The sequence below is a fragment of the Streptomyces sp. NPDC006294 genome (genome assembly GCF_042870895.1).
Taxonomy (GTDB): Bacteria; Actinomycetota; Actinomycetes; order Streptomycetales; family Streptomycetaceae; genus Streptomyces.
The window spans coordinates 44,170-65,384 of record NZ_JBIAHV010000019.1 but is presented as its reverse complement, the minus strand read 5'-3'; the positions used below and the strand labels follow the sequence as shown (position 1 = coordinate 65,384).

22 protein-coding genes are annotated in these 21,215 nt (G+C 70.9%); 9 read left to right on the top strand and 13 right to left on the bottom strand.

All coding sequences use genetic code 11. The annotated features are described in order from the left end of the window. Positions 1 to 23 precede the first annotated feature (23 nt). The 7 genes from ccsB to hemL form a co-directional block, all read right to left on the bottom strand. Positions 24 to 1,127, bottom strand: a complete 1,104-nt coding sequence (gene ccsB / locus ACFYOP_RS28465; protein ID WP_356897629.1) for a c-type cytochrome biogenesis protein CcsB — start codon at positions 1,125 to 1,127, stop codon at positions 24 to 26. Then, a complete protein-coding gene (locus tag ACFYOP_RS28460) occupies positions 1,124 to 2,797 on the bottom strand; it encodes a cytochrome c biogenesis protein ResB (protein ID WP_356897628.1) in 1,674 nt (557 codons plus the stop codon). Before ACFYOP_RS28460 ends, ccsB begins: the two co-directional genes overlap by 4 nt. 2 nt (positions 2,798 to 2,799) lie before the next feature. Then, complete coding sequence (locus ACFYOP_RS28455) at positions 2,800 to 3,570, bottom strand: cytochrome c biogenesis protein CcdA (RefSeq protein WP_356897627.1); 771 nt, start codon at positions 3,568 to 3,570, stop codon at positions 2,800 to 2,802. Positions 3,571 to 3,574: 4 nt separating this feature from the next. Beyond that, entirely contained in the window at positions 3,575 to 4,174 is a 600-nt protein-coding gene (locus tag ACFYOP_RS28450; protein ID WP_356897626.1) for a TlpA disulfide reductase family protein, read from the bottom strand. A gap of 68 nt (positions 4,175 to 4,242) precedes the next feature. Next, positions 4,243 to 5,493, bottom strand: coding sequence for a hypothetical protein (locus tag ACFYOP_RS28445; protein ID WP_356897625.1), 1,251 nt, complete (start codon positions 5,491 to 5,493; stop codon positions 4,243 to 4,245). Positions 5,494 to 5,680: 187 nt separating this feature from the next. Beyond that, positions 5,681 to 6,328, bottom strand: a complete 648-nt coding sequence (locus ACFYOP_RS28440) for a histidine phosphatase family protein (RefSeq protein WP_356897691.1) — start codon at positions 6,326 to 6,328, stop codon at positions 5,681 to 5,683. A gap of 119 nt (positions 6,329 to 6,447) precedes the next feature. Further along, positions 6,448 to 7,764 carry a glutamate-1-semialdehyde 2,1-aminomutase gene (gene hemL, locus ACFYOP_RS28435; protein ID WP_356897624.1) on the bottom strand — a complete coding sequence of 439 codons (1,317 nt, stop codon included), beginning with the start codon at positions 7,762 to 7,764 and terminating at the stop codon, positions 6,448 to 6,450. 117 nt (positions 7,765 to 7,881) lie between these two features. Here hemL and ACFYOP_RS28430 point away from each other — a divergent pair, with 117 nt between their 5' ends. Then, on the top strand, positions 7,882 to 8,436 hold the full coding sequence (locus tag ACFYOP_RS28430; protein ID WP_182327717.1) for a hypothetical protein: 555 nt from the start codon (positions 7,882 to 7,884) through the stop codon (positions 8,434 to 8,436). Between the two features lie 66 nt (positions 8,437 to 8,502). Here the strand turns inward: ACFYOP_RS28430 and ACFYOP_RS28425 are convergent, their stop codons facing one another. The 3 genes from ACFYOP_RS28425 to ACFYOP_RS28415 all read right to left on the bottom strand — a co-directional run bounded on the left by ACFYOP_RS28425 (position 8,503) and on the right by ACFYOP_RS28415 (position 10,984). Continuing rightward, positions 8,503 to 9,084 (bottom strand): DM13 domain-containing protein, encoded by a 582-nt coding sequence (locus ACFYOP_RS28425; RefSeq protein ID WP_356897690.1) that lies wholly within the window; start codon positions 9,082 to 9,084, stop codon positions 8,503 to 8,505. Between the two features lie 166 nt (positions 9,085 to 9,250). Next, on the bottom strand, positions 9,251 to 10,126 hold the full coding sequence (locus ACFYOP_RS28420; RefSeq protein WP_356897623.1) for a glycosyltransferase family 2 protein: 876 nt from the start codon (positions 10,124 to 10,126) through the stop codon (positions 9,251 to 9,253). Between the two features lie 276 nt (positions 10,127 to 10,402). Continuing rightward, positions 10,403 to 10,984 (bottom strand): TIGR03086 family metal-binding protein, encoded by a 582-nt coding sequence (locus tag ACFYOP_RS28415; protein ID WP_356897622.1) that lies wholly within the window; start codon positions 10,982 to 10,984, stop codon positions 10,403 to 10,405. A 71-nt stretch (positions 10,985 to 11,055) separates the two neighbouring features. On the opposite strand from ACFYOP_RS28415, the gene ACFYOP_RS28410 reads away from it, so the two are divergent. The 3 genes from ACFYOP_RS28410 to ACFYOP_RS28400 all read left to right on the top strand — a co-directional run bounded on the left by ACFYOP_RS28410 (position 11,056) and on the right by ACFYOP_RS28400 (position 13,554). Further along, entirely contained in the window at positions 11,056 to 11,895 is an 840-nt protein-coding gene (locus tag ACFYOP_RS28410) for a helix-turn-helix domain-containing protein (protein WP_356897621.1), read from the top strand. 55 nt (positions 11,896 to 11,950) lie between these two features. Next, entirely contained in the window at positions 11,951 to 12,511 is a 561-nt protein-coding gene (locus ACFYOP_RS28405; RefSeq protein WP_356897620.1) for a GNAT family N-acetyltransferase, read from the top strand. Between the two features lie 317 nt (positions 12,512 to 12,828). After that, on the top strand, positions 12,829 to 13,554 hold the full coding sequence (locus ACFYOP_RS28400) for a Mut7-C RNAse domain-containing protein (RefSeq protein ID WP_356897619.1): 726 nt from the start codon (positions 12,829 to 12,831) through the stop codon (positions 13,552 to 13,554). 65 nt (positions 13,555 to 13,619) lie between these two features. Here ACFYOP_RS28400 and ACFYOP_RS28395 read toward each other — a convergent pair whose 3' ends face one another. Next, positions 13,620 to 14,213, bottom strand: a complete 594-nt coding sequence (locus ACFYOP_RS28395) for a TetR family transcriptional regulator (RefSeq protein WP_356897618.1) — start codon at positions 14,211 to 14,213, stop codon at positions 13,620 to 13,622. Between the two features lie 127 nt (positions 14,214 to 14,340). Here ACFYOP_RS28395 and ACFYOP_RS28390 point away from each other — a divergent pair, with 127 nt between their 5' ends. Next, the gene (locus tag ACFYOP_RS28390) at positions 14,341 to 15,822 is read left to right on the top strand and encodes an FAD-dependent monooxygenase (protein ID WP_356897617.1); all 1,482 of its coding nucleotides are present in this window, start codon (positions 14,341 to 14,343) and stop codon (positions 15,820 to 15,822) included. Positions 15,823 to 15,850: 28 nt separating this feature from the next. Here ACFYOP_RS28390 and ACFYOP_RS28385 read toward each other — a convergent pair whose 3' ends face one another. Further along, positions 15,851 to 16,342 carry a hypothetical protein gene (locus tag ACFYOP_RS28385; RefSeq protein WP_356897616.1) on the bottom strand — a complete coding sequence of 164 codons (492 nt, stop codon included), beginning with the start codon at positions 16,340 to 16,342 and terminating at the stop codon, positions 15,851 to 15,853. A 121-nt stretch (positions 16,343 to 16,463) separates the two neighbouring features. On the opposite strand from ACFYOP_RS28385, the gene ACFYOP_RS28380 reads away from it, so the two are divergent. Both ACFYOP_RS28380 and ACFYOP_RS28375 read left to right on the top strand, forming a co-directional pair. Next, the gene (locus ACFYOP_RS28380; RefSeq protein WP_356897615.1) at positions 16,464 to 17,228 is read left to right on the top strand and encodes an SDR family oxidoreductase; all 765 of its coding nucleotides are present in this window, start codon (positions 16,464 to 16,466) and stop codon (positions 17,226 to 17,228) included. Then, positions 17,228 to 17,767 (top strand): GNAT family N-acetyltransferase, encoded by a 540-nt coding sequence (locus ACFYOP_RS28375; protein ID WP_356897614.1) that lies wholly within the window; start codon positions 17,228 to 17,230, stop codon positions 17,765 to 17,767. The genes ACFYOP_RS28380 and ACFYOP_RS28375 overlap by 1 nt, the downstream gene beginning before the upstream one ends. A gap of 85 nt (positions 17,768 to 17,852) precedes the next feature. On the opposite strand, the gene ACFYOP_RS28370 is transcribed toward ACFYOP_RS28375, so the two are convergent. Then, positions 17,853 to 19,046 (bottom strand): RtcB family protein, encoded by a 1,194-nt coding sequence (locus ACFYOP_RS28370; RefSeq protein ID WP_356897613.1) that lies wholly within the window; start codon positions 19,044 to 19,046, stop codon positions 17,853 to 17,855. A gap of 195 nt (positions 19,047 to 19,241) precedes the next feature. On the opposite strand from ACFYOP_RS28370, the gene ACFYOP_RS28365 reads away from it, so the two are divergent. Further along, positions 19,242 to 20,129 carry a DUF3558 domain-containing protein gene (locus tag ACFYOP_RS28365; protein WP_356897612.1) on the top strand — a complete coding sequence of 296 codons (888 nt, stop codon included), beginning with the start codon at positions 19,242 to 19,244 and terminating at the stop codon, positions 20,127 to 20,129. 220 nt (positions 20,130 to 20,349) lie between these two features. Beyond that, positions 20,350 to 21,066: a DUF3558 domain-containing protein gene (locus tag ACFYOP_RS28360; RefSeq protein ID WP_356897611.1), complete on the top strand. Its 717-nt coding sequence runs from the start codon at positions 20,350 to 20,352 to the stop codon at positions 21,064 to 21,066. Positions 21,067 to 21,215 lie beyond the last annotated feature (149 nt).

Here is a 21,215-nt window from a genome sequence, read left to right as displayed (position 1 = left end):
CCCTCGGCGGCGCGGGCGCTACCTCACTCGACGCCCGCGTACGAGTGCAGGCTGTTCACGAAGATGTTCACGCCGTAGTAGTTGAACAGCCAGCAGGCGAAGGCGATCAGCGCCAGGTACGCGGCCTTGCGGCCCTTCCAGCCGGCGGTGGCGCGGGCGTGGAGATAGGCGGCGTAGGCGACCCAGGTGATGAACGACCAGACCTCCTTGGCGTCCCAGCCCCAGTAGCGGCCCCACGCGTCGCCGGCCCAGATCGCGCCCGCGATGATCGTGAACGTCCACAGCGGGAAGACGGCGGCGTTGACGCGGTAGGCGAACTTGTCGAGGGAGGCGGAGGCGGGCAGCCGCTCCAGGACCGAGGTGGCGAAGCGGCCCGGCTTGCCGCCCTCGACCAGCTTGTTCTCGTAGGAGTCGCGGAACAGGTACAGCACCGTGCCGACCGCGCCCAGGTAGAAGACCGCGCCGCAGAAGATCGCGGTGGAGACGTGGATCCACAGCCAATACGAGTCGAGCGCCGGGACCAGCTGGTCGCTCTCCGTGTAGAGCCAGGTGACGGCGATGCCGAGGTCGAGCAGCACGGTGGTGACCAGCGGCAGGCCGGCCCAGCGGACGTTCTTCTTGGCGAGGAGCAGCGCCAGGTACACGCCCACGACGACGGTCGAGAACGTCGTGGAGAACTCGTACATGTTGCCCCACGGCGCGCGCTGCACCGACAGGGCGCGGGTGGCGACACCGGCCGCCTGGAGCAGGAAGGCGAGCGCGGTGAGGGAGACCGCGATCCGGCCGTACAGGTCGCCGCTCTCGGTGCCGCCGTGCGCGCCGGGACCGTCGGGTACGTCACGGGCGCCGTGCGCGGCACGGGTGACGACCTTCGGCTGCTCAACGGCCTTCGGCTTCTCCAGGACGGCGGTGCCGCCGCCCTTGACCCGGACCTTCGGCGCCTCGGGCGCGCTCTTGTCGGCCGGGGCGGTCAGCGCGGCGGCGGTACGGGCCACCTTGCTGCGGCTGCCGAGCGTCCACTCGGCGATGTGCGCGAAGAAGGCCAGGGTGTAGACGGCCATCGACGAGTAGATCAGGTAGTTGCTGATCTCGGCCAGGTTCGCGTTGGTTGCGGCGGCGAGAGTCACTCCTTGGCCCCTTCGGCAGGAACTTCTACGGGTTCAGGCGCGGTCGGCGCCTGTGCATGGAGGGTGGCGGCGAGCTCGGCCAGCTCCTCGGGGAGCTTCGCCGACTCACTGCGGCCGAGGCCGGCCATCTCGACGACGGTCACGCCGTCCTCAGCGCGTACGGCCCGCACCCAGACCCGGCGGCGCTGGATGAACAGCGAGCCGGCGAGACCGGCGATGGCCGCGATCGCGCCGGTCAGTGCCCAGCCGTTGCCGGGCTGCTGCGAGATCTGGAAGCTGGCCCACTCCTTCACTTCCTTCTCGAAGGTGATCGAGCCGGCGCCGTTGGGAAGCTCCATGGTCTCGCCGGGCAGCAGGCGCTCGGTGAGCCTGTTGCCGTCGGCGTCCTTGAACTGCTTCATCTTGCCGGTGTCGAGCTGGTACACGTTCTGCGGCAGGCCGGCGTCGACACCGAGGCTGCCGTGGAAGGCGCCGAGGCTGAGCGCGGGGTATTCGAGCCCGGGGAACTGGGAGAACATCTGGCCGCTGTTCTCACCGCCGTACGTCGGCACGAAGAACGCGGCGAAGCCGAGCTGGTCCCGCTTGCCGTTCTTGTCGCGGTAGCCGTCCATCACCTTGATCGCGCCGGTCGACGAGACGTTGGCGTCGATGGGCAGCAGCGGGACGGCCTCGCTGCTGACGACCTTGCCCCGGCCGTCGCGAACGGTCACCACGGGCGCGTAGCCGTGCTCCAGCAGATAGACCTTGGTGCCGTCGACGTCCAGCGGCTTGTTGACCTCGATGACCGACTTCCGCTCGGGTCCGCCGCCCTTGGACCAGGTCACGGCGGCCTCGAAGGTGCGGGGCGTGCCGCGCTGCGGACCGTTCTTCTCGTAGGTGCCGGTGAAGCTGTCCAGGGTGAAACTGAACGGCACGAGCTCGTCGGCGTCGAACAGCGAACCGGACTTGAAGTCGTCGTACTGGGTGAGGGTGTTGGAGAAGCCGTCGCCCTCGACGACCAGCTTGCCGCCCTCGGACTTGAAGAGGACCCCCACCGCGAACGCCACGAGGATCACGATCAGTGACACATGGAAGACGAGGTTCCCCGCCTCGCGGAGATAGCCCTTCTCCGCGGCGACCGCGTCGCCGTCGGTACGGGCACGGAAACGGCGCCCCTTCAGCATCGCGAGCGCCGCCTCCCGCACCTCCTCGGGCTCGGCCCCGGTGCGCCAGGTGGTGTAGGCGGGCAGGCGGGTGAGCCGCCCGGGCGCGCCCGGCGGCAGGCCGCGGAGCTGGCCGACGAACTGCCAGCTGCGCGGCAGGATGCAGCCGATGAGCGAGATGAACAGCAGGATGTAGATCGCGGAGAACCACACCGAGCCATAGACGTCGAACAGCTGGAGCTTCTCGTAGAGCGGTGTCAGGACCTCGTGCTGCTTCTTGAAGGCGTCCACCTTCATCGCGTCCACGCTGTTCTGCGGGATCAGCGAGCCCGGGATGGAGCCCAGCGACAGCAGGAACAGCAGGATCAGCGCGACGCGCATGGAGGTCAGCTGCCGCCAGAACCAGCGCAGCCAGCCGATCACTCCTATCGCGGGACCGCCGGCGGAGTCCGGGATCCGCTCCTCCACGGGAGCGGTCGACAGTTGCGCCCCGGCCTCGCCGAGTTCGCGCTCATCGGTCTTGCTCATGCTCAGATCCCCACCGTGAAGCCGTCGGACCAGCCCTGCATCTCCTGCACCAGGGTGTCCCATGCACCTGTGAGCAGCAGCAGACCGGTCGCGATCATCATGCCGCCGCCGATCCGCATCACCCAGGCGTAGTGCTGCTTGATCCAGCCGAACGCCCCGAGGGCCCTGCGGAAGGCGACCGCGGCGGCGATGAACGGCAGGCCGAGCCCCAGGCAGTACGCGACCATCAGTATGGCCCCGCGGCCGGCGGTCGCCTCCTGGAACGCGAGCGCGTTCACCGACGCGATCGTCGGTCCGAGGCAGGGTGTCCAGCCGATGCCGAACAGCGCGCCGAGCAGCGGAGCACCGGCGAGGCCGGCCGCCGGGCGCTTGTGGAAGCGGAACTCCCGCTGGGTGAGCCAGGGCATCAGCCCCATGAAGAACACGCCGAGCAGGATCATCAGGCCGCCGAGGACCTTGGACAGGATCTCGCGCTCTTCCTGGAGAGTGCTGCCGAAGTAGCCGAACAGCGCGCCGCCCGAGACGAAGACGACCGTGAAGCCCAGGACGAAGAGCGAGGCGCCCATGACCATCCGGCCGCGCCGGGCGTCCGCCAGATCGGTGCCGCCGATGCCGGTGACGTACGAGACGTAGCCGGGCACGAGGGGCAGGACGCAGGGCGAGAAGAAGGAGACGAGCCCGGCGAGCAGGGCGATGGGCAGCGCGAGCAGCAGTGCGCCCCCGCTGATCGTCTCGGTCACGCCGGACGCCGCGGCCAGAGCCAGAACCTGCACGGGATCACTTCTCCGCGATCAGCGGGTCGATCATCTTGCGGAGTTCCTTGTCGTCCAGCGCCTTGAGGGAGCGGGCCGCGATCTTGCCCTCACGGTCGAGGACGATCGTGGTGGGAATGGCCTGCGGGTTCAGCGTGCCCTTGGGGAAGCCGTTGACGATCAGTTTTCCGATCGGGTCGTACAGGCTCGGGTACTCGACGCCGTAGTCGTTCTCGAAGTTGATCGCTTTCTGCTTCTTGGCGTCGCGGGTATTGATCCCGACGAACTCCACGCCCTGCGCCTTGGTCTCCTTGGCGACCTCGGAGAAATAGCGTGCCTCGGCACGGCACGGTCCGCACCACGATCCCCATACGTTGAGCACGACGACCTTGCCCTTGAGGTCGGCGACGTCGAGGTGCTCGCCGTGGAGGGTCTCGCCCGCGAGCTTGTCGGGCGACTGGCGCTCGCCCTTGGGAACGGTGGAGATCCCGCCGGTGCCGGTGACGAAGTTGGTGTCGCCGCCACCGCCGGACTTCCCACCGTCGCCGCAGGCCGACAGGGTGAGCGCGCCCGCGGCGACCAGGGCGGTCAGCACGGCGGCGCGGGGGGCACGGCTAAGGCTCATGTGAAAAGTTTCGCATGGCTCCCGCGCCGATCTTCCGCACCCCCCTGTGTGCCCGATTGGGCCCGTTGTCAAGCTGCCTTAAAGAATGCGTTCCACCCGCCCGCCGGCGCCTGACCGACTTCGAGCGTACGCAGCTTGGCGAGCACCTGCGGGTCCTGCACGTCGAGCCAGTCGCAGAACTGACGGAAGGACACCAGCCGTACGTCCTTCTTCTCGGCCATGCCCTTGAGCGATTCCTCCACGGCGTCCATGTATATGCCGCCGTTCCACTGCTCGAAGTGGTTGCCGATGAAGAAGGGGGCTCGATTGGTCTCGTAGGCCCGGTTGAATCCGGCGAGATATGCCTCGGTCGCCTGCTTCTTCCACGCCGGATAACGGGAGGGCATGCCCTGGGTCGAATTCTTCGACTGGTTGGCGAGCATGTTGTAGTCCATGGAGAGGACTTCGAAGGAGTGGCCGGGGAACGGGACGGCCTGGAGCGGCAGGTCCCAGATGCCGAGCTTCTTGTCCGGCCAGATCTGGCGGCCGCCGGGCGAACTGGCGTCGTAGCGCCAGCCGAGCTGCTTGGCCACCGGCAGCAGATTGTCCTGACCGAGCAGACAGGGGGTGCGTGCGCCGACGAGTTCCTTGCGGTAGTCGAAGGGCAGCGGTTCGACGTCCTGCCAGCCGCTGATCGTGCGCCATTCGGTGACGAACTTCACAGCCTGGTCCGTCTCGCTTCGCCAGTCCGCGGACGTCCAGTTGGCGACCGATCCGCTGCCGCCGCAGAAATGGCCGTTGAAGTGGGTTCCTATCTCATGGCCGTCGAGCCATGCCTGGCGTATGTACTTCAGCGTGTCCTTGATGTGGTCGTCGGTGAGATAACCGATGTCGGAGGCCCCGACCGGATTGTTGGGCGGCCGGTAGAGCGACTTCTTCGATTCGGGCAGCACATAGTTCCCGGAAAGGAAGAAGGTCATGCCCGCCCCGTGGTTCTCGGCGAGTTCGAGGAACCGGGGGAAGAGGCCGTTGCCCACTTCACCCGCCCCGTCCCAGGAGAAAATCACGAATTGCGGCGGCGTCTGCCCCGGTTCGAGCGGGACGGGCTTTCGCGGCTGGTGCGGCTGCTTGCCCGTGTCGACGGTGGAGCCGTCGCCGATCGGCCGGCCGGGGGTCTTCGAAGGAGAGGGCTTGGCGCCGCCCTTGCCCGGTCCGCCTCCACTGGCCGGGTCGTGGTTCCCGCCCCCGCCCGAGCCGCCGGAGCCGCAGCCCGCCACCCCGATCGCTGCCGCGGCCCCGAGCCCCGCCCCGAGCAGGCCCCTTCGACTGATGTCCCGCATATCGCCCCCATCCGCGCTCTCTTGGTCGGGAGAGCTGTTGAAACCGGCACTCCGGCACAGCGACCGGCACATCCTGAGATGCGCGGCGGAACATGAGGGTTCCGGGGATTTCTGGTTATTTTTCTTTAACACTGCTGAACGATCTTGACCACTGCGGACCGGTTGATCGACGAGCAGCCGCGCCCGCCTATGCCCCGAATGCCTTGCTCTTGCCCTTCACCGGCCGGGCCCCCGCGAGGAGATGCGCCGGGACGAGATCGCGGGCCGGCTCCGTATAACCCACGGACACGATCCGGTCGCCCTCGTACGTGAACGTGGTGAGCGAGGCGAGCGTGCACTGGCGGCGGCGCGGGTCGTGCCACAGCCGGCGGCGCTCCACGAAACTGCGGACCGTCCAGATCGGCAGCTGATGGCTGACGCACACGGCCTCGTGGCCGCGCGCGGCGTCCCGTGCCGCGTCCAGCGCCGCCATCATCCGCCTGGCCTGCTCGACGTACGGCTCGCCCCACGACGGGCGGAACGGGTTGGTCAGATGCTTCCAGTTGCCCGGGTTGCGCAGCGCGCCGTCACCGACGCCGAACGTCTTGCCCTCGAAGACGTTGGCCGCCTCGATCAGCCGCTCGTCCGTGTCGAGGGTCAGGCCGTGCGTCTTCGCGATCGGCATGGCCGTCTCCTGCGCCCGCTCCAGCGGGGACGCGACGACATGGGTGATGTCGCGTCCCGACAGGTGCTCGGCGACCCGGTCGGCCATCCGCCGGCCGAGCTCGGAGAGGTGGTAGCCGCTGCGGCGCCCGTAGAGGACGCCGTCAGGGTTGTGCACCTCGCCGTGGCGCATCACATGCACGACCGTGATCTCGCCGCCGGGGACGCGCTGGACGTCCGCTCCCTCCGCGGCGGCGCGGTCCAGCGCGTCGTCCAGCGCGTGGTGCTCGGAGCCGCTGCTCTGCCCGGCGCTCATGCCGTGGCCTCCGCGGCGGCGCGGGCGGCGGCGGGCAGCGCGGCGGCGATCCGCTCGATCGCGCGCTCGTCGTGGACGGTGGAGACGAACCACGACTCGAAGGCGGACGGCGGCAGATAGACGCCCTGGGAGAGCATCGAGTGGAAGAACGCGTTGAAGCGGAACGCCTCCTGCTTCTTCGCGTCCTCGTAGTCCCTGACCTCGGTCGCCGTGAAGAAGACGGAGAACATGTTGCTCGCCGTCTGGAGCCGGTGCGCGACGCCTTCCTTGGCGAGCGCGTCGGTCACCAGCGTCCGGATCTCCCGCGAGACCGCGTCCACCTTCTCGTACGCGGCATCGTCGAGGAGCCGCAGCTGCGCGAGACCGGCGGCGGTGGCCACCGGGTTACCCGAGAGCGTGCCCGCCTGGTAGACCGGGCCGGCCGGGGCGAGGTGCGCCATGACGTCCTCGCGGCCGCCGAAGGCCGCGGCGGGGAAGCCGCCGCCCATGACCTTGCCGAAGGTCATCAGGTCGGGCGCGACACCGTCGACGCCGTACCAGCCGGCCTTCGAGGTACGGAAACCGGTCATCACCTCGTCGGAGATGTAGAGCGCGCCGTTCTGCGCACAGGCGGCCCGCAGGCCCTCGTTGAAGCCGGGGCGGGGCGGGACGACGCCCATGTTGCCGGGCGACGCCTCGGTGATCACGCAGGCGATCTGGCCGGCGTTGGCGTGGAACGCGGCGTGCACCGCCTCCAGATCGTTGTACGGCAGCACGATCGTGTCGCCGGCCTGCGCGCCGGTCACTCCGGGCGTGTCGGGCAGGCCGAACGTCGCCACCCCGGAGCCGGCCGCGGCCAGCAGGGCGTCCACGTGGCCGTGGTAGCAGCCGGCGAACTTGATGATCTTGGGGCGGCCGGTGAAGCCGCGGGCCAGGCGGATGGCGGACATCGTCGCCTCCGTGCCGCTCGAAACCAGCCGAACCTGCTCGACCGGCGCGACACGGGCCACGATCTCCTCGGCGAGGGCGACCTCCCCCTCGCCGGGCGTGCCGAACGAGGTGCCGCGGGCCACCGCGGCCTGCACCGCCTCGATGACGGCCGGATGGGAATGGCCGAGGATCATCGGTCCCCACGAGCACACGAGGTCGACGTACTCGCGCCCGTCGGCATCGGTGAGGTACGGACCGGTACCGGACACCATGAACCGGGGCGTACCGCCCACAGCACGGAAAGCCCGGACAGGAGAGTTCACGCCGCCGGGCGTCACGAGGGACGCGCGGTCGAAAAGCGTCTGCGAAACTGGGGCGTCATAGGGAAAGCTCACAGAATCCATGGTCTCAGAGGCTCGGACAGATCTGGTGGACAGGTGTTTCACCGCACGTTCGTGGGGGAGGTCACTGTCACGATGATCGGGTTGCGCGGCGGGGGCTGCGAGTGGTCGGGTGGAGATATGCATCGCGGTGGCGGACTGGGCGAGGGGACCGACGATCTGGGTCCTGAGCCTGCCCGGCGCGGAAAGCACCGGCGAGGCGAAGGAGATGAGCCCGCGGGAGGCAGGAGCGGCCGAGTGGGGGTGACCTACAAATACTTCGGCGCGCCCGACGGGGCCACTGCCGCGCGGGTGCCGATCTCGATGCGCCCCGAGGAACTCGGCGGCGACGAGCTCGGCATGGGCGGGATGTTCACCAAGATCAAGCCGGAGACCATAGCCGCGATGGTGCTGACCGGCATCCAGGGCATGCCCCTGAACAAGGTGCCGCCGCTGGAGCTCGTGGTGCTCCACCCCGACTACGCGGTGGTGAAGCTGCCGATGACCGTGGTCGATCCGCTGCGCGGCATCGGCGAGGAGTCGGTGGGCGCGGCGGCGTTCATATGGTCGACGGTCCCGGACCGCGGCGGGCCGCGGGACGCGTTCAACGTCTACCAACTGCTCCACGAATGGCAGGATTTCAGCCATCGTCTGCACGAGGCGGGGCATCAGCCGTACTGCCTGGTCTGGCCCTGAGCCCGCCGGCGCCTCCTGCGGCTCGCTGCTGAGACGGCCCGCTGCGGAGGGGGTCGCCGCCGCCGCTCAGGTGCGGGTGAGTTCCGCCGCGCCGAAGGACACGTCGAACCGGTCGCACCAGATGCTGACGCTGGTGAAGTCGGCCGGGTCGACATCGGCGGGCAGCGCGTAGTTCTGGTCGCCCTTGTTGCCCTTGAGCTTGCCGAGGCTGACGTACTTGCCGTCGTCGAAGACGTGCCAGCCCGCCTTGCCCTCCTTGACGGGCGCGTCCGTCAACCAGACGCGCAGATCGGGCCCGTTGCTCGTGTCCAGGTTCTCCAGCCGCAGGGTGTACGAGCCGTCCGGCAGGCGCAGCAGCCGCGCGGACCCGGTGGTCGTGTGCTCGTGGCTGATCAGCTCACCGCCCGCGAGCATCTCGGGGCCCGCCGGCGGCGCGGACGGCGTCGCGGTGGCCGGCGGCGTGCTCTCGGCGGGCCCGGTCGTGGGCGTCGCCGGGGCCTCGACCCCTGGGAGCGCCTCCTCCACGGTCTCGTCCTGCCAGAGCTTCCACGGCTGGAACCAGTACAGCCCCGCGACCGCCACCACGACCGCCAGCACCAGCGCCACGACACCCGCCGGTCTGCTCAGAGCCCTGCGTACGCGTCCCATCCCCGCCTCCTCGAAAGATCCGTCAACCATCACTGCCGGATCTCCATTCAATGCCGCGGGGTGCGCCCACGGGGCCCTTATGACATGACGGTTCCCTTACGGCGGCGATTACGGGGGCGTCTGCGGGGGCGGTCACGGGCGCGTCCACGGGGCGCTCTTCCGCCGGTCAGATCACCGGGGGCCGGCCCAGCCGGGCCATCAGCCAGACCGTGCTCCAGCGCATCGGCCGCCGCGTCCCGCAGGGCCTGCGGACCCCTTCCACGAACCCCCCGAACCACGCCCGCAGTCCCGGCGCGGACCGGGTGCGGGCGATGGTGAGCGCCGTCCAGGCGCCCAGATAGAGCGGCACCAGGACGGCCGGGAGGTTCCGCTTCGCCAGCCAGACCCGGTTGCGCGCGGTCATCCGGTAGTAGACGCCGTGCCGGGTGGGCGCGGTCCGGGGATGCTGGAGCACCAGATCGGGGGCGTAGAGGATCTTCCAGCCGTCGTCGAGGGCGCGCCAGGCGAGGTCGGTCTCCTCGTGCGTGAAGAAGAAGTCCTCCGGCCAGCCGCCCACCCGCTCCAGCATCCGCATCGACAGGGCGTGCCCACCGCCGAGGAAGGTGGTCACCTGCCCGCCGCGCAGCGGATCGGTCCTGCCGATGCGCGGGACGTGCCGCCGCTGGGTGAAACCGGTCTCGTCGGCGATACGGAAGCTGACGATCCCCAGCGTGTCGTCCGCGTCGTACATGGCGGCGATCCGGCTGAACACGTCCCGCTCGATGAGCAGTCCGTCGTCGTCCAGGTCGACGAGGACGTCGATGTCCCCGAACTCCCGCAGCCGCTCCATCGCGACATTGCGCCCGCCGGACACGCCGAGGTTCTCGGGAAGCTCGATCCCGGTGACGCCGGGCGGCAGTTCCGGCAGGGGCGCGCCGTTGGAGACGACGACCACGCGCGTCGCGGGAAGGTCCTGCGCGGCCACCGAGTCGAGCAGCGCCCCCAGTTCGGCGGGGCGTGTGCCCATGGTCAGTACGGCCACACCCACACGCGCTCGTGACACGTCCACGTCTCCGTCCGTCGTTCGCTCACCGTCAGTGAGCCGTGAGCTTAACGGGACGCGTCCGGAAGATGGACGGAGGCGGGCGTGGCAAGGTCACGTACGGCACGGACGCTCCCGTACCGATGCCGGAGCCGACGGGTGCCTCCGCCGCCGGTGGTCCGGTCGCCGTCCACGGTGACGCGGCCACCCACAGCGTGCCGTCCGCGTCCGGCGGGACCCGCCGCGGCACGCCGTCGGCGGGGGTGACCGTCGGGAGGGGACGACCGTGGTTCGTTGCTACGGCCGCCGCCATCCCGGGTCGCGGCCGGTCAGAGCCAGCAGCCGGTCGAAGTCGGACGCCCCCGCACCGCCGTCGGGGAGCGGGAACTCCTCGCCGAAGGCCCCCATCCGCCGGCCCGTGGGAGCGAGTTCCCGGAAGGCGCCGAGCACGTCGCCGACCACGACCGGGTCGGGCGTGTACGGCTGCCCGGTGGCGCGGGCCAGGTCCCACCCGTGCACGGTCAGATCACCGAGGGCCATCCGGCCGACGACGCCGGCCGGCAGCCCCATCGCACCCGAGGTGCCCTCTTCCGCGCCGGGCGCCGCCCACGCCCTCACGAGAGCGGCCGTCTCGTCCGCGAAGGCGGCGCGCCAGTCGCCGCGCCCCACGTAGTCCGGCTTGACGGAGAAGTCGGCGTCCTCCTTCGCCGCCAGCGCCTGGAAGTTGACCATCACCTGGAAGAGGTGGTCGGCCACCCCCTGCACGTCGTACTCGGCGCACGGGGTGGCGTGGCCGAGCTGTGCGTCCGTGATGCCGCGCACCACCGGGACGGTGCGCTCCGCCGCTGCTTCGAGCAAGTCACTGATGCTTTTCGTCATACCGGCACCGTAGGCACCCCCCCCGCCGCGTCTTGAAAAAACGCGACACCGGCCGCTCTAGGATCGGCCACATGACCGGTCCCCGGCGCGACACGAGGGGCATCGTGGACGCCCGCGAGCTGTTCGCCCGCGTCCGCTTCCGCCGCCGCGAGCCCGCGCCCGCCCTGCGTCCGTATCTCGAGCACTACTGGCTCATCGACTGGGACCTGACCGAGCCGTACGCCTCCCATGTGGTGCCGCACCCGTCGGTGAACGTGGTCTTCCAGCAGTCCGGCGACGGGCCCGCCCGGGCCGAGGTCGCGGGCATCGGCCCGGAGCTGTTCACGCGGAAGCTCGCCGGACGCGGGTGGGTCTGCGGGATCCAGTTCCGGCCCGGCGGCTTCCGGCCGTTCGCCCCGTGGCGGCCGGTGTCCGACTGGACGGGCCGCCGGCTGCCGATCGGGGACGTACTGCTGCCGGACGCGGACGAGGCGTCGCTGCGCGCAGCCGTGCACGCGGTCCTCGGCCCGGACGAGGAGGACGACCGGGTCGCGGCCCTGGACGCCTTCCTGCTGGGCCTGGACCCGCGGCCCGACCCGCAGGCGGAGCGCACGATGCAGCTCGTCAGCCGGATCCGCGGCGACCGTTCGGTGCGGCGCGTCGCCGAACTCGCCGAGGCGGAAGGGCTGTCGGTCCGCACCCTGCAGCGCCTGTTCGCGACGTACGTCGGCGTCGGCCCCAAGTGGGTCGTCCTGCGCTACCGCATCCACGAGGCGCTGGAGCGCGCCGAGGAGTCGGGCGGACCGGCCGACGGCGTCGACTGGCCGGCGCTCGCCGGCGAGCTGGGCTACAGCGACCAGGCGCATCTGGTACGGGACTTCACCGCCACGGTGGGCGTCCCCCCGTCGGCGTACGCGAGAGCCGAACGGTAGCGACGGCCGGTCCGCTGTCCCACTCAGGCCCGTACCCGCGCCCTACAGTGCGGACATGGACGGCAAGACGACCCCGGTACGCATCGAACCCTGGTCGGCGGACGACCTGGACCTGCTCCGCGCGGCGAACGCCCCGGCTCTGATGAACCACCTCGGCGGCCCGGAGACGGAGGACCAGCTCCTCACCCGCCACCGCCGGTACGTCGAGATGAGCGCCGACCGCACAGGTCGCGGCCGGATGTTCCGCATCGTCGTGGACACCGGGGACGGTCCGCCCGGGGAGCCCGCCGGCACCGTCGGTTTCTGGGAGCAGACCTGGGAGGACGAGCAGGTCTACGAGACGGGCTGGAGCGTCCTCCCGCGCTTCCAGGGCCGGGGAATCGCGACGGCCGGAACCCTGGCGATGGTCGAGGCGGCAAGAGCCGAACGCAGACACCGCTTCCTGCACGCCTTCCCCTCGGTGTCCAACGCTCCGTCGAACGCGGTGTGCCGGAAGGCGGGCTTCGTCCTCGTCGGCGAGTGCGACTTCGAATACCCACCGGGCAACCTGCTGCGCTCCAACGACTGGTGCCTCGACCTGACCCCCGACGCCTCACCCAGCCCCGCCGGCGCTTGAGGCGCAGGAGCGTGGCCGGCAACTCAAGCCCCGCCGGCGTTTCAGGCATAGGAGCGTGGCCGGCAACTCAAGCCCCGCCGGCGCTTGAGGCGCGGGGCTCGGGGCGGAGCCCCGACGAGACCGCCAACCCAGCCCCGCCGGCGTTTGAGGCGCGGGCCCGGGCAGAGCCCGGTTACGGGAAGGGGCGGGGAGGGAACACGCCCCGCGCAGCGGCCGGCCGCCGCCCGCAACGCGAACGGGCCGCGCCGCCCCACCGCCGCCGCCGCCGCCGCGGAATGCGCTGGCCCGCCCCCCGCGCCCGATGCCATGCTGGGCGCGTGAACAGACCGGAGATCACCATCGAGGTCGCCCCCGAGCTGCGGCTTTTCGTCCCGTCGGACTACCGCTCCGGCCCCCGCACTCTCGCCACCGACGGCTCGTCGACCCTCGGCCACGTCGTGGAGTCGCTGGGCGTGCCGCTGACGGAGGCGGGCCGGCTGCTGGTCGACGGCCGCCAGGTCCCGGTCTCGCACATCCCGGCCGACGGCGAGCACGTCGAGGTGCGCGGCGTGGACCGCCCGCAGCAGATCCCCGGCGCTCCGCTGCGCTTCCTCCTCGACGTCCACCTCGGCACGCTCGCCCGGCGGCTCCGCCTGCTCGGCGTCGACGCGGCGTACGAGAACGAGGACATAGGCGACCCCGCGCTCGCCACGCTCTCCGCCAAGGAGCAGCGGGTGCTGCTGTCCCGCGACCGCGGGCTGCTGCGACGCCGGGAGATCTGGGCCGGCGCCTACATCTACAGCGACCGCCCGGACGACCAACTGCGCGACGTGCTGGAGCGGTTCGCCCCGGCGCTCGCCCCCTGGACCCGCTGCACCGCCTGCAACGGGCCGCTGAAGGACGCGGACAAGGATGCGGTCCAGGAGCAGTTGCAGCAGGGCACGCAGCGTACGTACGACGTCTTCGCGCAGTGCGCGGCGTGCGGCCGCGTCTACTGGCGCGGCGCGCACCATTCCCGCCTGGAGGCCATCGTCGCCGACGCCCTGCGCACCAGCGGAGCGTGACGCCACGGGGGCACGGCGTGGCCGACCGGCCCCAGCACCGGCCCCTCCCCCGACGCCCCTGCGGACTACTCCCCCGCCGAACCCCCAGGCCCCTCTCCCGTCAGATAGCGCTGCACCGTCGGAGCGAGCCAGCCGACGACCTCCTCACGCGTCATCTCGACGGCCGGCGGCAGCCGCAGCACATAGCGCGCCATCGCCATGCCGAGTATCTGTGAGGCGATGAGCGCGGCCCGCCGCGGCGCCTCCACGGGATCAGGGCACATGGCCAGAGCTATGGGCCCCAGTTGGTCGCGGAAGATGGCGCGGGCGCGCTCCGCGGCGGCGTCGTGGGTGACGGCCGCGCGCAGCAGCGCCATCAGCACGTCGTCCTGCTCCCAGCGGTCGAGGAAATGGGTGACCAGGACGGCACCGGCGTGCCGTACGGGGAGGGCGCCGAACTCCGGGAGCCGCAGGTCGAACTCGGAAGCGGCGGCGAAGAGCCCCTCCTTGTTCCCGTAGTAGCGCATGACCATCGAGGGGTCGATCCCCGCGTCCCGGGCGATGGCGCGGATGGTGGCGCGCTCGTACCCGTCGGCCGCGAAGCGCTCGCGGGCCGCTTCGAGGATCGCGGCCCGCGTGGCATCGGAGCGGCGTGGCCCCGTCGGTGCTTCCGTCGTCATGCCAACAACTGTAGGCCAACAACCGTTGACATGCCAGATCTGCCGGGTCTACATTTGCCAACAAGCGTTGACCAACAACCGTTGACCAATGGCGCGGCTTTCCAGCGCCCGGATCGAGGAGGCAGCCATGACCGGCACGCCCAGCACCGGAAGCACGGACCCCGACGTCCCCCGCCCGGCGTCGGAGCCGGCCTTCGACACCGACGTGGTCGTCGTCGGCGCCGGACCCACCGGCATGCTGCTCGCGGGAGATCTCGCCTCCGCGGGCGTCGGCGTCACGGTCCTGGAGCGCCGCCCGCACGAGACGAGCAACATCACCCGCGCCTTCGGCGTGCACGCCCGCACCCTGGAGCTCCTCGACGCCCGCGGCCTGGCCGACGAGCTGGTGGAGACGGGCACCGCGATCACCGGCCTGCGGATGTTCCGGCGCCTGTCCCTCGACCTGTCGAGGCTGCCCTCCCGCTTCCCGTTCCTCCTCATCACCCCGCAGTACGAGGTGGAGAAGCTCCTGGAGCGCCGCGCCCTCGCCGCCGGCGCCGTCTTCCGGTACGGGACGGAGCTCACGGGCCTGGACCAGTCCGGCGCCTCCGTCACCGCCCGGGTCCAGGACGCGACCGGCGCACACACCACCCTCCGCGCGCGGTACGCGGTCGGGACCGACGGCGTGCGCAGCACCGTGCGCAAGGCGATCGGCCTGCCCTTCCCCGGCGTCTCCGTGATCAGGTCCATCGTGCTCGCGGATGTGAAGCTCACCGAAGAGCCCGCGGACCTCCTCACGGTCAACGGCGTCGGGGACGCCTTCGCCTTCATCGCCCCCTTCGGCGACGGCTGGTACCGGGTCATGGGCTGGAACCGCAGCCGCCAGGTGCCCGACAGCGAGCCCGTCGACCTCGACGAAGTGCGCGAGATCGCCCGCCGAGCCCTCGGCACCGACTTCGGCATGCACGACGCCCGCTGGATCTCGCGCTTCCACAGCGACGAGCGCCAGGCCCCGGCGTACCGCAAGGGTCGCGTCTTCCTCGCCGGTGACGCCGCTCATGCCCATTCCCCCGCGGGCGGCCAGGGCATGAACACGGGCCTCCAGGACGCGGCGAACCTCTCCTGGAAACTCGTCTCCGCGATCCAGGGCCGCACCCCCGACCCCGAAACCCTGCTCGACACCTACGAGTCGGAGCGCCACCCGGTCGGCGCGGCGGTCCTGCGCAGCAGCGGCGCCCTCGTGCGCCTGGCCATGGCGCACAGCCCGCTCCAGCGCGCGGCCCGCTCACTCGCCGCCGGCTTTCTGAACTCGGTCCCGCCTGCCGCCGCCAAGGCGATGGGCATGGTCTCGGGCATCGGCATCTCGTACGGCGGGCCGCGCGGCTCCCACCGGCTCACCGGCCGGCGCGCCCCCGACCTGCGACTCGCGGACGGACGGCTCTACGAGCTGCTGCGCGAGGGCGCCTTCGTTCTTGTGGGACCCTCCGGCCCGGCGTCCGACGCACCCGATGCCCCCGCCGCTCCCGGGCCCGTGGTCCGGGCCCACTGGACGACGGACCGGCGCACCGCCCTACTCGTCCGCCCCGACGGCTACATCGCCTGGGCCGCCGACCACGGGAGGTCACGGTGACCGGCCCCGCCCGCCACGGAGCGGGACGTCAGAAGACGTACCGGTCGCCGGTGGCCGGAGCCAGGACCTCGTGCTCGTTGTTCTCCGGATTCCGGTCGCTCGCGCCGCCGTTCCAGACCGTGCCGACCCGTACGACGACCTCCTGCGGGGAACCCGCCACCGGCAGGTCAAGGCGGAGCCTGCTGCCGAGACCGTCCGCCCGCAGCGGCCCCATGGCGCAGAGCACGTCCCGCTCGCCCACGCGCAGACATGCGCGCGGCAACCGCGGAGCACCGGCCGGGGCCGCCGACAGCGAGAGCCGTACGGTCACGTCCTGCAGATCGGACGGCCCATGGTTGCGAGTCGTCAGCGAGACCCTGAGCCGCCCGTCGCTCAGCGAGACATGGCCGTGGTGCGCCACGTCCGACTCCGGAGCGACGGCACCACCGCCGACACCGCCACCGGCGCTCGCCGCGCCCGACCCGGTCAACAACAACACCGCCGCGGCCCCGGCCGGCAGCACCCTACGCATCACAGACATAGCCAGAAGATACCGGTTCACCCGGAATTAAGTGTGATTGTCGGTCAGTTCCGGCGCGTCCCCCCGATCTATTCTGGCGTCACGTCGATCACCATCGATCATCCGCACAAGGAGCTGAGGAATGAGCACCGCCGAGCACCCCGTCGCCGTCGTCACCGGAGCGAGCAGCGGCATCGGCGCGGCCACCGGACGGCAACTGGCCGCCGCCGGTCACCACGTCGTCCTCACCGCCCGCCGCAAGGACCGCATAGAGGCCCTCGCCGCCGAACTCACCGCCACCGGCCACCGGGCCACGGCGTACGCGCTCGACGTGACCGACCGCGTGGCCGTCGACTCCTTCGCCGCGTCCCTCGACCGCTGCGACGTCCTCGTGAACAACGCGGGCGGCGCCCTCGGCGCCGACCCGGTCGCCACCGGCGACCCCGCCGACTGGCGCCGCATGTACGAGGTCAACGTCATCGGCACGCTCAACGTCACCCAGGCGCTGCTCCCCGCTCTCACCGCGAGCGGGGACGGCACGGTCGTGATCCTCTCCTCCACCGCCGGCCTCAGCACCTACGAAGGCGGCGGCGGCTACGTCGCGGCCAAGCACGGCGAACACGTCCTCGCCGAGACCCTCCGCCTGGAGATCGTGGGCACCCCGGTCCGCGTGATCGAGGTCGCCCCCGGCATGGTCAAGACGGACGAGTTCGCCACCACCCGCTTCCGGGGCGACACCGACAAGGCCGCCAAGGTCTACGCGGGCGTGGCCGAGCCGCTCACCGCCGACGACGTGGCCGACACCATCACCTGGGCCGTCACCCGCCCGCCCCACGTGAACATCGACCTCCTCGTCGTCCGCCCCCGGGCCCAGGCGTCCAACTCGAAGGTGCACAGGGACCTGTGATGACCGACGACCTCACCCTCACCCGCCTCACGGCCGCGGACCTGCCCGCCGCCGCACCGGGTCTCGCCGCGCTCCTCCTCGACGCCGTGGACGACGGAGCGTCCGTGGGCTTCACGGCGTCCCTCACCTCCGAGCAGGCCACCGCCTGGTGGACGTCTCTGGCGCCCGACCTCACCGGCGACCGCGTGATCCTCTGGGCCGCCCACGACGGCGAGCGCCTTATGGGCACCGTCCAGCTCAGATGCGAGACCTCGCCCAACGGCCGCCACCGCGCCGAGATAGCCAAGCTCCTGGTCCACCGCGCCGCCCGGGGCCGCGGCATCGCCCGCCGGCTCCTGACCACTGCGGAGGAGTCCGCCCGCGCCGGAGGCCGCACCCTGCTGATGCTGGACACCCAGACCGGCAGCGCCGCCGAGCACCTGTACCGCTCCGCCGGCTGGACCCCGCTCGGCACCGTCTCCGACTACGCCGCCGACCCTTCGGGCACGCTCCGCCCCACCACGTTCTTCCACAAGTCCCTCGCCGCGCCGGGCGTATAAGGCCGGGAACGTGAAGCCCCGGACCGGACCGGTCCGGGGCCCACCGAGAGAGCGGCGCACAGCCGTGCGTCAGCGCCTCAACACCTCAGCCCTTCACGCAGACGACCTGCTTCAGCTTCGCGACCACTTCCACCAGATCCCGCTGCTGGTCGATGACCTGCTCGATCGACTTGTACGCACCGGGAATCTCGTCCACCACGCCCGAGTCCTTACGGCACTCCACACCCCGCGTCTGCTCCTCCAGGTCCCGGGCGGAGAAGCGCCGCTTCGCCGCGTTGCGGCTCATCCTGCGGCCCGCTCCGTGCGACGCGGAGTTGAAGGACGCCTCGTTCCCGAGGCCCTTCACGATGTAGGAGCCGGTGCCCATCGAACCCGGGATGATCCCGAAGTCGCCGCTGCCGGCGCGGATCGCGCCCTTGCGGGTGACCAGGAGGTCCATGCCCTCGTACCGCTCCTCCGCCACGTAGTTGTGGTGGCAGCTGATCTCCCGCTCGAAGGTGACCTTGGCCTTCCTGAACTCCTTGCGGACCACTTCCTTGAGGAGCCCCATCATGACGGCGCGGTTGGTCTTCGCGTACTCCTGCGCCCAGAAGAGGTCGTTGCGGTAGGCGGCCATCTGCGGGGTGTCGGAGACGAAGACCGCGAGGTCCCGGTCGACGAGGCCCTGATTGTGCGGCAGCTTCTGCGCCTCACCGATGTGGTACTCGGCGAGCTCCTTGCCGATGTTGCGGGAACCGGAGTGCAGCATGAGCCAGACAGCATCGGAGGTATCGACACAAACTTCTACGAAGTGGTTGCCCGAGCCCAGCGAACCCATCTGCTTCGTCGCCCGCTCCCTGCGGAACTTGACCGCGTCCGCGACCGTGTCGAAGCGGTCCCAGAGGTCGTCCCAGCCGCCCGCGGGCAGGCCGAACACCTTCCCCGGGTCCACCATCTCGTCGTGCATGCCACGCCCCACCGGGATGGCCTGCTCGATCCGGGAACGGAGCCGGGAGAGGTCTCCCGGCAGGTCGTTCGCGGTCAGGGACGTCTTTACCGCGGACATGCCGCAGCCGATGTCCACACCGACGGCCGCCGGGCAGACCGCTCCGTGCATCGCGATGACGGAGCCGACCGTGGCGCCCTTGCCGTAGTGCACGTCCGGCATGACGGCGAGGCCCTTGATCCACGGCAGCGTGGCCACGTTCTGCAGCTGCCGCATCGCGACGTCCTCGACCGTCGTCGGGTCGGCCCACATACGGATCGGGACCTTGGCGCCCGGCATCTCCACATAAGACATAACTACTCGATTCCCCCGAGGCTGAATGAAACGCAAATGACGCGGCCAATGCCTGCGAAACGGTCGACAGACCGGCGGCGACGGCAGCGTGTGCGATAGACATTGTGTCCATCGGCCTCCGTCGGGCGGCAACCAGTTTTCGCCCCGACAGCAGCACGGAGCAGCCGCGGAACAGACAGCGAAAGGAGCCCGAGCGTGCAACGAAAGGCGTACGTCCCCTGCGTGGCGGCGCTGCTCACGGCGCTCGTCACCGGCTGCACCGCCGGCGCCGGCGCCAAGGGCTCCGACATCGACGCCAAGGCCGAGGGGGCGGCGGCCCCGGCGGCGGCCCCGGGCAAGTACCGCACGCTCCTCGAGCCGTGCGGGTCCGTCGAGCGTGCCACCCTCAGGGACCTGCTGCCGGGCACGGCGACGCTCCCCGAGGAGCAGCAGCTGAAGGCGCTGCGCGGCACCGCGGGCGTCACCTACGACACGGACCGGCGGGTCGCCTGCAGCTGGCAGGGCGACTCCCCGAACGCCTCGCACAAGCTCCGGGTCGACTTCGAGCGGGTCGTCTCGTACGACCCGGCCGTCAGCGACGACGACCGGGCGCGGGAGGTCTTCGCGACCAAGCAGGCGGCCGCCTCCGCCCCGATCGCGTCCGCGCTCCCCAGGGAGCCCTCCGACGGGGAGTCCGAGACGGCCGAGGAGGACGACGGTTCGCCGTCGGCCACCATGAGTCCTGCGGGCGGCGGCGAGACGGACGGCACCGCGCGGCCCGGCGCCTCGACCGACACGGCGGCCGGTGCCGCGGCTTCCTCCGCGTCCGGCGACCGGTCCTCTGGGGCTCCCGCCACGACGGGCCTCGAGCCCCGGATGCTGGACGGGCTCGGCGACGCCGCGTTCATCGACGATGTGCTCGGCCGTGCCGGTTCCACGGCGCAGCGCCGCACCGTGAGCGTGGTGTTCCGCACATCGAACGTGATCGTCACCGTGGTCTACGGCGAGCAGCCGGCCCTGTCGACCGGGGTCCCCGACAGCAAGGAACTGCAGGAAAAGGCGCAGAGTCTGGCCAGGAAGCTGGCGGAGCAGTTCGACGAGTGAACGGCTCGGCGGCCGTCCGCCCGCCCGTCCGCGTTCGGCGGTCCGGCCCACCGCGGCGGCGCGTCCGCGTACGGTGGCCTCGCCGTACCGGGCATCGTGGCGTCGCCGTACCGAGCGCCGCCCCGAGCGCCGGAGCGGCAGCCGACAGCGTGACCGGACGATCGACTCACCGACTGACTGACCGAACGACTGACTGACTGACTGACTGACTGAAGGAACCATGCACCGTTCAGCCCCGCGACTCACTCGCATACTCGCCTGCGCCGCCGTCCCGGTGATGCTCGTCGTCGCAGGCTGCTCGTCGGACTCCGACAGCAAGTCCAAGGACTCCTCCGCGTCCGCCTCTGCCACTCCCGAGGCGACGAAGTCCCCGGCCGTCGCTCCCGCCAAGTTCAGCAAGCTGCCGGAGCCGTGCTCCTCGATCGGCAGGAAGACGATCGAGGACCTGGTCCCCGGCGCCAAGTCCAAGAGCGGCACGGAAGGCAAGTCGTCGGACATCTCACGGCGCGGCAGCTGCTCCTGGAACGGCCTGGACGACAACGGCGTGAAGGGTTCGCAGTACCGCTGGCTCGATGTCTCGTTCCTCCGCTACGAGTCCGACGCTTCCCTCGCGGTGAGCGCCGAGCAGCGCGCCGAGGAGTCGTACGGCAAGGAGATCGCGAAGGCCGAGGCCACCGAGGGGGCCAAGGACGTCAAGACCTCGCCGGCCGCGGGCATCGGTGAGGAGGCGACGACGGTCACGTACAAGCTGCGCAAGACGGGCGAGGACTTCACGTACGCGACGGTCGTGGCCCGCACCGAGAACGGTGTGGTCACGCTCACGTACAACGGCACGGGTTACGCCGGCGCGAAGAACCCTTCGACGTCCGACATCACTAAGGGCGCCGCCAAGGCCGCGAAGGAGGCCGTGGCCTCGGTCGCGACCGCCAACAAGTAGGACGAGTAGTACACAAGTTCGTAACGCCGGGAGCCCGGAGGGTACGGCTCCGGCGGCATGTGCCAGGCTGTGCCCGCCGGTTCGGGTGTCCGGCCCAGGTTCCGGTTCGGTCTGCCGTACGGGGCCGTAAGGGGCCGTACGGAATGCCG